The sequence below is a fragment of the Streptomyces sp. NPDC093568 genome (assembly GCF_044764945.1).
In the GTDB taxonomy this organism is placed as follows: Bacteria; Actinomycetota; Actinomycetes; order Streptomycetales; family Streptomycetaceae; genus Streptomyces.
Window position 1 is genome coordinate 124,668 of sequence record NZ_JBIWJD010000003.1, and the last position, 12,660, is coordinate 137,327.

Consider the following 12,660-nt stretch of genomic DNA (forward strand, 5'->3'; position numbering starts at 1 on the left):
GCTCACCGGGGCCGTGCCCGGGCGAGGAGCACCGCCACGTCGTCGTCCGCCGTCTCGGGCAGGACATGGGACAGGAGATCGTCACAGACCTGCTCCAGAGGACGCCCGGCATGGCGCAGCGCCTGCGCCAGCCGGAGCATGCCCTGGTCCAGGTCGGTGCCGCGGTTCTCGATGAGCCCGTCGGTGTAGCTCACCAGCAGGCTGCCGGGCGCGAGCAGCACCCGCTGCAGCTCGCAGCCCTGCCGGCCCACACCGAGCGGCGGGCCCGCGGGTCCGTCGAGGAAGGCGACCGTGCCGCGCTCGTCGGCGACCACGGGCGGCGGGTGCCCCGCCCGGGCGATCAGGCACTGGCCGGTGAGCGGATCGTGGACGGCGTACAGGCAGGTCGCCATCTCGTTGTCACCGAGGTCCGCCACGGCGGCGTCCAGGGCGCGCAGCACCTCGCCGGGCGGGGTGTCCAGCCGCGCCAGGGTCCTTACGGCGGTGCGCAGCTGGCCCATGACCGCCGCCGCGTGGATGCCGTGGCCCATCACGTCCCCGATCACCAGCGCCGTCCGGCCGCCCGACAGCGCGATGGCGTCGAACCAGTCCCCGCCGACCTCGTGGTCCCCGGCCGGCAGATACCGCGCGGTGAGTTCCAGGCCTCCCACGACGGGCAGGGACGGGTTCATCAGGCTGCGCTGGAGGGTCAGCGCCGCGTCGCGCTCCCGGCTGTACATCCGCGCGTTGTCGATGTTCAGCGCGGCCCGGGCGACCAGTTCGTCGATCAGCAGCGTGTCCTGGTCGTCGAACGGCTCCCGCTCACGGGTCCGGGTCACCACCACCGCGCCGAGCACGGTGCCCCGGGCGACCAGCGGAACGAGGCGCGCCGAGCCCACCCGGGCGCGCAGGAACTCGCGCAGCGGGTCCGCGCCGGGCTCGGTGATCAGCGGGCCGATGTCGCTCAGATACAGGTTCATGGGCCGCCCGGCGCTGATGACCTGCTCGTACACCGATCCGGGCGGGACCTGGAGGGTCATGCCGACCGCGAGGAATTCGGCCGGCGCGGCCGGATCCGTGAAGGCCGCCGCGGCCCGCCGGACCACCCCGTGCGCGGACGCCGCGGTCTCGTCCGGGGCCACCGCCTCCTCCAGCAGCTGCACGTCGGCGGAGTCCGCGAGCCGGGGCACCAGGACGCGGACCACCTCCTGGGCCGTCTGCCGCAGATCCAGTGTGGACCCCATCTGGGTGCCGGCCTCCGCCAGAAGCGCCAGCCGGCCCCGCGCCCGCTCGGCCTCGAGGTGGGCGCGCTGGCCCTCCGTGATGTCGATCAGCGAGGCGATCACACCGGCCGGCTGGCCGCCCCCGCCGAGCAGCGGCGCGTAGGAGCAGGACCAGGTCCGCCGCCGTGCCGGGTCCGCCACGTCGGTGCCGGTGTGGCGGAAGTCCACCACCGCCTCACCCCGGTCGAGGGACCGCCGCATGCCCGACTCCAGCGCGCCCGCGCCCGGCGCGACATCGGTCACCCGCTGGCCGACGTGCTCCGCCACCGGCACACCGTCCATACGGGCCAGCGCCTCGTTGACCCGCAGGAAACGCAGGTCGGGACCGAGCATGGCCAGCCCGATCGGGGACTGCGTGAACAGCCCCTCCAAGGCGGCCAGCGAGTCCCGCATCCGCTCCACCGCGGACGTCTCCGCCGCGATGGCCAGCACACCCGTGCCCCCACGCGCGTCGGCGATCGGGCAGTGCCACATCTCCATGTCGACGAGCGTTCCGTCGCGATGCCGGACCGGCAGCCGTCCGACCACGGCCGCGCCCGTGACCACCATCCGGCCCACCCGGTCGGCCAGCTCGTGGTTCTCCTCGGGCACGAGCACACGCTTGGCGTCCTGGCCCAGCATCTGCTCCGGTGTGTGACCCAGCAGATCCTGGGCGGCCAGCGACCACTGCACCAGCCGGCCGTCGGAATCGACGACCCACAGCGCGAGCGGCAGCAGGTCCTGGAACACCCCCGCGTACCCCACCGCGGACACGTGCGGGTCCGGCGTCACGCCGATCGCGTCGTGCGCACCCGCACCGCGGTGACTCACGCTGGCCATGAGGGCACCTCGCTCACACCACCCTGGACCACAGGCGGCTCAAGGACAGCGTAGGCCCTCGGAAGTGGCCCGGCTCACATGGCGTGAGAGGAGTGCCGCCGACACCATGGGTGATCCGTCAACCGGGCAGGCTGAAGGGATCGAGAATGTTCCGCAAGGTGCTGGTCGCCAACCGTGGCGAGATCGCGATTCGCGCTTTCCGCGCGGGCTACGAGCTCGGCGCGCGCACGGTCGCCGTCTTCCCGCACGAGGACCGCAACTCCCTGCACCGGCTGAAGGCCGACGAGGCGTACGAGATCGGCCAGCCGGGACACCCGGTGCGGGCCTATCTGTCCGTGGAGGAGATCGTCCGCGCCGCCCGCCGGGCCGGGGCGGACGCCGTGTACCCGGGCTACGGGTTCCTGTCCGAGAACCCCGATCTGGCCCGGGCGTGCGAAGAGGCCGGCATCACGTTCGTCGGCCCGAGCGCGGAGATCCTGGAGCTCACCGGGAACAAGGCGCGCGCGGTGGCGGCCGCCCGGGAGGCCGGCGTGCCGGTCCTCGGTTCCTCGGCGCCGTCCACCGACGTGGACGAGCTGATCCGGGCCGCCGAGGACATCGGCTTCCCCGTCTTCGTCAAGGCGGTCGCGGGTGGCGGCGGCCGCGGTATGCGCCGGGTCGAGGACCCCGCCCACCTGCGGGAGTCCATCGAGGCCGCGTCCCGCGAGGCGGCCTCCGCGTTCGGCGACCCCACCGTCTTCCTGGAGGAGGCGGTCGTCGAGCCCCGGCACATCGAGGTGCAGATCCTCGCCGACGGCCAGGGCGATGTCATCCACCTGTTCGAGCGGGACTGCTCGCTGCAGCGCCGCCACCAGAAGGTGATCGAGCTGGCGCCCGCGCCGAACCTCGACCCGGAGCTGCGCGACCGCATCTGCGCCGACGCCGTCCGCTTCGCCCGGCAGATCGGCTACCGCAACGCCGGCACCGTGGAATTCCTGCTGGACCGCGACGGCAACCACGTCTTCATCGAGATGAACCCGCGCATCCAGGTCGAGCACACGGTGACCGAGGAGGTCACCGACGTCGACCTGGTGCAGTCGCAGCTGCGCATCGCGGCCGGCGAGACCCTGACCGACCTCGGCCTCGCCCAGGACACCGTCCGGCTGCGCGGCGCCGCGCTCCAGTGCCGTATCACCACCGAGGACCCCGCCAACGGCTTCCGCCCGGACACCGGCCGCATCAGCGCCTACCGCTCGCCGGGCGGCTCGGGCATCCGCCTCGACGGCGGCACCACCCACGCCGGCACGGAGATCAGCGCCCACTTCGACTCCATGCTGGTCAAGCTCACCTGCCGGGGCCGGGACTTCTCCGCCGCGGTGGGCCGCGCCCGGCGTGCCGTGGCCGAGTTCCGCATCCGCGGCGTGGCCACCAACATCCCCTTCCTGCAGGCGGTCCTTGACGACCCCGACTTCCAGGCCGGCCGGGTCACCACCTCGTTCATCGAGCAGCGCCCGCACCTGCTCACCGCCCGCCACTCCGCCGACCGCGGCACGAAGCTGCTCACCTACCTGGCCGACGTCACGGTGAACAAGCCGCACGGAGAACGGCCCGAGCTGCTCGACCCGCTGACCAAGCTGCCCGCGCTGCCGGCCGGCGAGCCCCCCGCCGGTTCCCGGCAGCGGCTCGCCGAGCTCGGCCCGGAGGGCTTCGCGAGCTGGCTGCGGGCCTCGCCGACCATCGGCGTCACCGACACCACGTTCCGCGACGCCCACCAGTCGCTGCTCGCCACGCGCGTGCGCACCAAGGACATGCTCGCCGTCGCCCCGGTCGTGGCCCGCACCCTGCCCCAGCTGCTGTCCCTGGAGTGCTGGGGCGGCGCGACCTACGACGTCGCCCTGCGCTTCCTCGCCGAGGACCCCTGGGAGCGCCTGGCGGCCCTGCGGGAGGCCGCCCCGAACATCTGTCTGCAGATGCTGCTGCGCGGCCGCAACACCGTGGGCTACACGCCGTACCCCACGGAGGTGACCGACGCGTTCGTGCAGGAGGCGGCGGCCACCGGCATCGACATCTTCCGCATCTTCGACGCCCTGAACGACGTCGACCAGATGCGGCCCGCCATCGAGGCCGTACGGGAGACCGGCACGGCCGTCGCCGAGGTGGCCCTGTGCTACACCTCCGACCTGTCCGACCCGGCGGAGCGCCTGTACACCCTGGACTACTACCTGCGCCTGGCCGAGCGGATCGTGGACGCCGGCGCCCATGTCATCGCCGTCAAGGACATGGCGGGCCTGCTGCGGGCGCCGGCCGCGGCGAAGCTGGTGTCGGCGCTGCGCCGGGAGTTCGACCTGCCGGTCCATGTGCACACCCACGACACCGCCGGCGGCCAGCTCGCCACCTATCTGGCCGCGATCCAGGCCGGCGCGGACGCGGTGGACGGGGCGGTGGCGTCCATGGCGGGCACCACCTCGCAGCCGTCGCTGTCGGCGATCGTGGCCGCGACGGACCACTCCGAGCGGCCCACCGGCCTCGACCTCCAGGCCGTCGGTGACCTGGAGCCGTACTGGGAGAGCGTCCGCAAGGTCTACGCTCCCTTCGAGGCGGGTCTGGCCTCGCCGACCGGCCGGGTCTACCACCACGAGATCCCCGGCGGCCAGCTCTCCAACCTGCGCACCCAGGCGGTCGCGCTCGGCCTCGGCGACCGCTTCGAGGAGATCGAGGCGATGTACGCCGCCGCCGACCGGATGCTCGGCCGGCTGGTGAAGGTCACCCCCTCCTCGAAGGTGGTCGGGGACCTGGCGCTGCACCTGGTGGGGGCCGGGGTCTCCCCGGCGGACTTCGAGTCGACGCCGGACCGCTTCGACATCCCCGACTCGGTCATCGGCTTCCTGCGCGGCGAGCTGGGCACCCCGCCCGGCGGCTGGCCGGAGCCGTTCCGCAGCAAGGCGCTGCAGGGCCGCGCGGAGGCCAAGCCGGTGCGGGAACTGGGCGCCGACGACCGTGAGGGGCTGGCGAAGGACCGGCGGGCCACGCTCAACCGGCTGCTGTTCCCGGGCCCGACGCGCGAGTTCGAGACCCACCGGGACGACTTCGGCGACACCAGCGTGCTCGACAGCAAGGACTTCTTCTACGGCCTTCGCCCGGGCAAGGAGTACGCCGTCGACCTGGAGCGCGGCGTGCGGCTGCTGATCGAACTGCAGGCCGTCGGCGACGCCGACGAGCGCGGGATGCGGACCGTGATGGCCACCCTGAACGGCCAGTTGCGCCCGATCCAGGTCCGTGACCGGGCGGCGGCCTCGGACGTCCCGGTGACGGAGAAGGCCGACCGGGCCAACCCCGGCCATGTGGCGGCGCCGTTCGCCGGCGTGGTGACCCTCACCGTCGCCGACGGCGACGAGGTGGCGGCCGGTGACACGGTGGCCACCATCGAGGCGATGAAGATGGAGGCCTCGATCACGGCGGCGAAGGCCGGCCGGGTGGCCAGGCTCGCCATCAACCGCATTCAGCAGGTCGAGGGCGGCGATCTGCTCGTGGAGCTCGCCTGAGCCTGCGAAAGGTGCCGTACGGCCCCGCCCGGGGTCGTACGGCACCCGTCCGCTGACGTCCTTCGCGCCGTCAGCGCCAGCCGAACCGGCGGTCCACCACCGCCGAGAACTCCTCCAGGGTCAGCACCTCGTCGCCGTTCTGGTCGGCGGCGTCGAACAGCGCGGACGAGGCGTTCTCGTCGCCCACGCCCCAGAACGGCAGGTCTCCCGACGCGGCCAGCGAAGGGCCCTTGGTCCGCAAGGCGATGATCACCTCTGTGCGGGTGAGGGTCCCGTTGTGATCGAGGTCGAGCGCCTCGAACAGCTTCCGGGCCTTTTCGCTCATCGTGCCACCCTCGTTCCTGTCCTCGGGGTCCGCCCCGTCGCACCCCGCTCCCGCACGAAGACGTCTCAGCCCTCCTCCAGGTTGCCTCCACCTCGGCCGCCGCTTCCAGCGGCCGCCCGAGGAACGCCGCCACGCCGAGTACCCCCCTCGAACGGCCCAGTCGTGCTCAGCCGGAGGGGCGAGGGTGAGTGAGTGATGTGAACGTGGTGGAAGGGATCGGCGTGCACGCGGAGACGAGGAGGCACGATGACGCAGGGATCGGCCCAGGGCAGCCTGGCTCGCGCTGTCCCGGAGGGCGGCCCGACCCCGCCCCGGGGCGCTTTCGAGCAGATGGGCGCCGTGGCCGACGCCGTCCTCTACGAGGGGTACCTGCTCTACCCCTACCGGCGCTCATCGGCGAAGAACCGTGTCCGGTGGCAGTTCGGGGTCCTCTTCCCCCGGGACTGGGTGGAGTCGGACGGCCCCGTCGTCCCGGGCGTGTCCGGATCGGCCGACTCCTGGTACCAGCAGACCGAGTGCCTGCTGCGGATCCGACGGCCCGGCGCCTCGGTGCGGGTGCGGGTCCGCTACCTCCAGAACCAGCGCAAGCAGGTCGAGGAAAGGGGCGGCGACGGTGGTCACCGTGCCGTCGAGTCGCTGCGCACCGACGACGGCACGGTCCATCTGACCTTCGACGAGGCGGTGCCCCGCGAGACCGACGTCACGGCCGCACTGGACGACCTCCTCCACGGCGGACACACGGTCGAGGTGGGGGCGGCGGCCGGTGAGGACGTCGAGCCACTGCCGCACCGGGCCGGCCAGGTGGTGCGGCGTCGCGAGGAGGTACGGGCGCGCACTACCGTCACCGCCGAGCGACTCGCGCCGGATCTGTGCCGCCTTCGGGTCCGCACCGCGAACACGGCTCCCGCGCCCGACCTGCGCACCACGCGCGAGGACGCCCTGCGCCGGGCGCTCATCGCCACCCACACGCTCGTCGGCGGCGAGGGCGTCGAGTTCGTCTCCCTGATCGATCCCCCCGAGGAGCTGCGCGCCCCCGCGCGGGCGTGCCGCAACGAGTTCACCTTCCCGGTCCTCGGCGGCGCACCCGGCACGACAGACGTCCTGCTCTCCGCGCCGATCATCCTTCCCGACCACCCGCAGATCGCCCCGGAGAGCCCAGGAGACCTGCACGACGCGGCGGAGATCGACGAGATCCTCACCCTGCGCACGATGCTGCTGACGGACGAGGAGAAACGCGAGGCGCGTGCCACCGACCCGCGGGCCGCCGCCATCCTCGACCGCGTCGACACCATGCCGCCCGAGGTCTTCGCCCGCCTGCACGGCGCGGTGCGCTCCCTCACCCCCGCCACCCCGCCCGCCGAACGCCCGGCCTGGTGGCAGGAGGGCGCCGACGACGGACTGTCGCCGACCACGGACACGGTCCTCGTCGACGGCGTGCCGCTCGGCGGCGGCAGCCGCGTACGGCTGTGCCCGCGACGGGGCGCCGACGCCCAGGACATGTTCCTGGCCGGGCGCACCGCCGAGGTCGCCGCCGTCTTCCACGACGTGGACGGCAGCGTGCACCTCGCGGTCACCCTCGACGACGACCCCGCGGCCGAACTGCACACCTGGTACGGCCGCTTCCACTACTTCCGGCCCGACGAGCTCGAACCGCTCGAGTCAGCCCCGGAGCCCGCCCCATCCGACACCCCCCGCAGCGGAGGCCGATGACATGACAACGCACAGCAGCACCACCGAGGTCAGCGGCGAACCCAGTCGCGGCGAGGAACGGCAGGGCTTCGACGAGATCACCATCCTCTGGATCTCCGAGGGCATGAGCTGCGACGGCGACACGGTCTCCCTGACCGCCGCCGACCAGCCCTCGATCGAGGACCTCGTGCTCGGCCTCATCCCCGGGGTGCCGAAGGTGAACCTCGTCAACAAGGTGCTCTCACCGAGCCTCGGCGGCGAGGACTTCCTCGCTCCCTACCGGGCCGCGGCTCGGGGCGATTTGTCACCGTTCATCCTCGTCATCGAGGGTTCGATCCCCAACCAGAACATCATCAAGGGCGACGGCTACTGGACGTCCTTCGGCAACGACCCGGAGACCGGCGAGCCGCAGACCCTGAACTCGTGGATCGACGAACTGGCCCCCCGCGCCTGGGCCGTGGTCGCCGCCGGCACCTGCGCCACCTTCGGCGGCATCCACGCGATGGCGGGCAACCCGACCGGCTCCATGGGCCTCGCGGACTACCTGGGCTGGGACTACCGCTCGCAGGGCGGCCTGCCCGTGGTGAACGTGCCAGGCTGCCCGATCCAGCCCGAGAACTTCATGGAGACCCTGATCTGGGTCCTCTACCACGCGGCCGGCTCCGCGCCCCCGCCGCCGCTGGACCACATGCTGCGCCCGCAGTGGCTGTTCGGCAAGACCGTCCACGAGGGCTGCGACCGGGGTTCGTACTACGAGCAGGCCAGCTTCGCCAAGGACTACAACTCGCCCAAGTGCCTGGTGAAGACGGGCTGTTGGGGCCCGGTCGTCAACTGCAACGTGCCCAAGCGCGGCTGGATGGCCGGCATCGGCGGCTGCCCGAACGTCGGCGGCATCTGCATCGGCTGCACGATGCCCGGCTTCCCCGACGCGTTCATGCCGTTCATGGACGAGCCCGCCGGCGCGACCTTCTCGACGCTGGCCGTCAAGCCGTACGGGGCCGTCATCCGCCGCCTGCGTGGCTTCACCAACGAGTTGGTGAACCACGAACCCAGGTGGCGCCACAACAAGCGCAAGCTCACCAGCGGTTACGACCCGCACTGGCGCCCCTGACGCCATGCGCCGCGCACTCCACCGACCGACCTACCCACGAACCAACGACAGCGAGGGGCAGTACCGCACATGACGACAACCGAGGCCCGGCCCACAGGGCGCAAACCGCCCCAGCTCGTGGACATGTCCTGGGACCCGATCACCCGCATCATCGGGAACCTGGGCATCTACACGAAGATCGACTTCGCCAACCGGGAGGTCGTCGAGTGCCACAGCACCTCGTCGCTGTTCCGCGGCTATTCGGTGTTCATGAAGGGCAAGGACCCGCGCGACGCCGGGTTCATCACCTCCCGCATCTGCGGCATCTGCGGTGACAACCACACCACCTGCTCCGACTACGCCCAGCAGATGGCCTACGGCGTCAAGCCGCCCCCGCTCGCCGAGCACATCGTCAACCTCGGCGAGGCGGCCGAGTACATGTTCGACCACACGATCTTCCAGGACAACCTGGTGTTCGTGGACTTCTGCGAGGCGATGGTCAAGGCCACCAACCCGGGCGTGCTGGCCCGCGCCGAGCGCACCGAGTCGCCCCGCGGCGAGATCCACGGCTACCGGACGATCGCCGACATCATGCGGGCCTTCAACCCCTTCGAGGGCGAGGTCTACAAGGAGGCCCTCAAGGTCAGCCGGGTGACCCGCGAGATGTTCTGCCTGATGGAGGGCCGGCACGTCCACCCGTCCACGCTGTACCCGGGCGGTGTCGGCACCATGCCGCAGCCGACCGCGTTCACCGACTACCTCGCCCGGCTCATGCGGGTCATCGACTTCGTCAAGAAGGCCGTCGCCATGAACGACGACGTCTTCGACTTCTTCTACGAGGCGCTGCCCGGCTACGAGGAGGTCGGCCGGCGCCGCGTCCTGCTCGGCTGCTGGGGCGCGTTCCAGGACCCCAAGGTCGTCGACTACCGCTACGAGACCATGAACACCTGGGGCAAGGCGATGTACGTCACCCCGGGCATCATCGTGGACGGCGAACTCGTCACCAACAACCTCGTCGACATCAACCTCGGCCTGCGCATCATGCTGGGCAGCTCCTACTACGAGGACTGGGTCAACGAGCAGCCGTTCGTCACCCACGACCCGCTCGGCAACCCCGTCGACATGCGCCACCCGTGGAACCAGACCACCGTCCCGGTACCGCAGAAGCGCAACTTCGACGACAAGTACAGCTGGGTGATGAGCCCGCGCTGGTTCGACCAGCGCACCGGGGACCACCTCGCCCTGGACACCGGCGGCGGCCCGCTCGCCCGGCTCTGGTCCACCGCGCTGAGCGGCCTGGTCGACACCCCGTACATCAAGGCCACCGGCCACAGCGTGCGCATCTCCCTGCCCAAGGGCGAGAGCCTGCCGGAGACCACCCTGGAGTGGCGCATCCCGCAGTGGAGCAACACCATCGAACGGGACCGCGCCCGCCCCTACTTCGTCGCCTACGCGGCCGCCATGGCCCTGCAGTTCCTGGAAGAGGCCATGGGACTGGTGCGCTCCGGCGACACCAAGGTGTTCGAGAACTACGAGGTCCCCGACGAGGCGATCGGCTGCGGCTTCCACGAGGCCGTGCGCGGCGTCCTCTCGCACCACCTGGTGATCAAGGACAAGAAGATCGCCAACTACCACCCGTACCCGCCGACCCCGTGGAACGCCAGCCCCCGCGACATGTACGGCACCCCCGGCCCGTACGAGGACGCCGTCCAGGGGCAGCCGATCTTCGAGGAGAACGGCCCCGACGACTTCAAGGGCGTCGACATCATGCGCACGGTCCGCAGCTTCGACCCGTGTCTGCCGTGCGGTGTGCACATGTACGTCGGCAAGGGCAAGACCCTGACCACGCTGCACTCGCCGACCTATGGAGCCAACCATGGCTGAGCCCGGCGCGGGACGGTTGGCGGACCCCGAGGTGGAGGCCCGGCTCGCCCGGCTCGACGAGCTGCTCGCGGGCCTGGAGACGGCCCCCGGCCCCACCACGCGTGCGGCGACCGAGGCGGTACGGCTGCTCACCGAGGTCTACGGCGAGGCGCTCGCCCGCGTCCTGGACCTCGCGGACGGACAGCTGGCCGGGCATCTGGCCGACGACGAACTGCTCGCCCACCTCCTGGTGCTGCACGACATCCACCCGGAACCCACCGAACTGCGGGCCGCCCGCGCGGTCGAGCGACTGCGCCCGGCCGTGCGGGAGCGCGGCGGCGACGTGGAGTGGGCCGGGATGGACGGGGACGTGGCCCGCGTGCGGATCACGTCCGGCGGCGGATGCGGCTCCGGGTGCGGCAGCGGGGGCGGCGAGGTCACCGCCGCCGTACGGGAGGCCGTGCTCGCCGTGGCCCCCGAGCTGACGGCGGTGGAGTCCGTACCGGCCCCCTCGAACCGGTCCGCGGCCCCCGCGTTCGTACCGCTGACAACCCTGACCCACCGGGGCGCACCGTGACCACGGACGGCGCGCTCGCCCGCCTCATCCGCTCCTCGGCCGATCGCGCGGCGACGGCCGAGGCGGAGGCGTGCGACCTGTGCGCCGCACCGGTGCCGGACGAGCACCCCCACCTCTACGACACCGGGCAGGAGGAGGTGCGCTGTGTCTGCGGCCCCTGCTCGGTGCTGTTCGCCGAGAGCGGGGCGGGCGACGGCCACTACCGGCCGGTGCCCCGGCGCCGGGTCCGGCTGCCCCGGGTCGACACGGCGGTCCTGGGCGTACCGGTGGGCCTCGTCTTCTTCGTACCGCGGGCGGACGGCACCGTCACCGCGCAGGGCCCGAGCCCCGCGGGCGCCATGCGGTGGGAGGTGGACGCGGCGGCCTGGCGGCGGCTCGGCGAGATGTGTCCGCCGCTCACCACCGTGGAACCCGAGGTGGAGGCACTGCTGGTGAACACCGTCCACGGCCTCGACCACCACTGGATCGTGCCGATCGACGACTGCTACCGCATGGTCGCCGTCGTACGCCGGGAATGGCGGGGCCTGTCCGGCGGCAGCGAGGTGTGGCCCGCCGTCGAACGGTTCTTCGCGGACCTCACCGAGCGGACATGAGCACGCCTTCGCAGGTCGGAGGCGGGGAAGGAGATCCCATGGGCAGCATCAGAGTGGGCCGGCCCCAGGCGAGGCCCGACATGACCGGGCATGTGTCCGGCATGCACCAGGGCAACCAGGGCCGCTACGAGGACCAGACCGGTCACCACAAGGACGGCACCGCCGACGCGCGCCGCTCCACCGGGATCCATTGGAAGCGGCACGACGCCCTCGTGGAGTCCATGCCGAACATCTCACCGGGATGACAGACAGCTGGGAGTGCCCCGAATGAACGTCCAACGGGCGCGATGGTGCGCCACCGAGAGCAGAGGAAGCGGGATGAACGGACAGCGGGTGCTGCTGGCGGAGGCCCTCGTCGTGGGCGCGCTGACGCTGGCGGTGCTGGTCTGGGAACTGCCCAGCCTGCGGCGGGAGATGCGGATCTGGCGGATGGCCGGCGGCTTGCGCGCCGGGCACCGCTACCCGTGAGACCGCCGTGCACGAACTGTCGATCGCGACCGCGATCATCGAGCGGGCCGGTGAGCTGGCCCGCGCGGACGGAGCGGAGGCGGTCTCGGCGGTGACCGTCCGGGTCGGCGAGCTGGCGGGTGTCGTCCCCGACGCCCTGGACTTCGCCTTCGAGGTCGCCCGCGACGGCACCGCCCTCGCCGCGGCACGGCTCGTGGTGGAGCAGGTCCCCGCGCAGGCCTGGTGCGACCCGTGCGCCGAGGAGTTCGCGGTGGGCATGCCACCGTTCTTCTGGTGCCCGCGCTGCGACCGGCCCTCCACCGAGCTGCGCAGCGGCCGGGAACTGGAGATCACCGCGATCGAGCCGGCCGCCGCCTGACACGACCGGGCCCCGGCGCACCGCGAGGTGCGCCGGGGCCCGGTCGTGCGTGTCAGCAGATGCGCGGCAACATCACCCCCCCGGGCCGGTACACC

General features: G+C 72.2%; 11 protein-coding genes. 9 read left to right on the forward strand and 2 right to left on the reverse strand.

The genetic code is table 11. From position 1 onward, the window contains the following. Window positions 1-2: 2 nt before the first annotated feature. Window positions 3-2,081, reverse strand: coding sequence for a SpoIIE family protein phosphatase (locus ACIRD7_RS14660; RefSeq protein WP_403453184.1), 2,079 nt, complete (start codon window positions 2,079-2,081; stop codon window positions 3-5). A gap of 146 nt (window positions 2,082-2,227) precedes the next feature. Here ACIRD7_RS14660 and ACIRD7_RS14665 point away from each other — a divergent pair, with 146 nt between their 5' ends. Next, window positions 2,228-5,602, forward strand: coding sequence for a pyruvate carboxylase (locus tag ACIRD7_RS14665; protein WP_403453185.1), 3,375 nt, complete (start codon window positions 2,228-2,230; stop codon window positions 5,600-5,602). 70 nt (window positions 5,603-5,672) lie between these two features. Here the strand turns inward: ACIRD7_RS14665 and ACIRD7_RS14670 are convergent, their stop codons facing one another. After that, window positions 5,673-5,927 carry an EF-hand domain-containing protein gene (locus ACIRD7_RS14670; RefSeq protein ID WP_403453186.1) on the reverse strand — a complete coding sequence of 85 codons (255 nt, stop codon included), beginning with the start codon at window positions 5,925-5,927 and terminating at the stop codon, window positions 5,673-5,675. Window positions 5,928-6,173: 246 nt separating this feature from the next. Here ACIRD7_RS14670 and ACIRD7_RS14675 point away from each other — a divergent pair, with 246 nt between their 5' ends. The 8 genes from ACIRD7_RS14675 to hypA all read left to right on the forward strand — a co-directional run bounded on the left by ACIRD7_RS14675 (window position 6,174) and on the right by hypA (window position 12,565). Further along, window positions 6,174-7,637 carry a hypothetical protein gene (locus ACIRD7_RS14675; protein ID WP_403453187.1) on the forward strand — a complete coding sequence of 488 codons (1,464 nt, stop codon included), beginning with the start codon at window positions 6,174-6,176 and terminating at the stop codon, window positions 7,635-7,637. A 1-nt stretch (window position 7,638) separates the two neighbouring features. Next, complete coding sequence (locus tag ACIRD7_RS14680; RefSeq protein ID WP_403453188.1) at window positions 7,639-8,727, forward strand: hydrogenase expression protein HypE; 1,089 nt, start codon at window positions 7,639-7,641, stop codon at window positions 8,725-8,727. Window positions 8,728-8,796: 69 nt separating this feature from the next. Beyond that, window positions 8,797-10,590 carry a nickel-dependent hydrogenase large subunit gene (locus ACIRD7_RS14685; protein ID WP_403453189.1) on the forward strand — a complete coding sequence of 598 codons (1,794 nt, stop codon included), beginning with the start codon at window positions 8,797-8,799 and terminating at the stop codon, window positions 10,588-10,590. Then, window positions 10,583-11,146, forward strand: a complete 564-nt coding sequence (locus ACIRD7_RS14690; RefSeq protein WP_403453190.1) for a NifU family protein — start codon at window positions 10,583-10,585, stop codon at window positions 11,144-11,146. Before ACIRD7_RS14685 ends, ACIRD7_RS14690 begins: the two co-directional genes overlap by 8 nt. Beyond that, window positions 11,143-11,739 (forward strand): DUF5947 family protein, encoded by a 597-nt coding sequence (locus ACIRD7_RS14695; RefSeq protein ID WP_403453191.1) that lies wholly within the window; start codon window positions 11,143-11,145, stop codon window positions 11,737-11,739. Before ACIRD7_RS14690 ends, ACIRD7_RS14695 begins: the two co-directional genes overlap by 4 nt. A gap of 38 nt (window positions 11,740-11,777) precedes the next feature. Continuing rightward, window positions 11,778-11,984 carry a hypothetical protein gene (locus ACIRD7_RS14700; protein ID WP_403453192.1) on the forward strand — a complete coding sequence of 69 codons (207 nt, stop codon included), beginning with the start codon at window positions 11,778-11,780 and terminating at the stop codon, window positions 11,982-11,984. Window positions 11,985-12,057: 73 nt separating this feature from the next. Then, window positions 12,058-12,207: a hypothetical protein gene (locus ACIRD7_RS14705; RefSeq protein ID WP_403453193.1), complete on the forward strand. Its 150-nt coding sequence runs from the start codon at window positions 12,058-12,060 to the stop codon at window positions 12,205-12,207. A 7-nt stretch (window positions 12,208-12,214) separates the two neighbouring features. Beyond that, complete coding sequence (gene hypA, locus ACIRD7_RS14710) at window positions 12,215-12,565, forward strand: hydrogenase maturation nickel metallochaperone HypA (protein WP_403453194.1); 351 nt, start codon at window positions 12,215-12,217, stop codon at window positions 12,563-12,565. The last annotated feature ends 95 nt before the right edge of the window (window positions 12,566-12,660 follow it).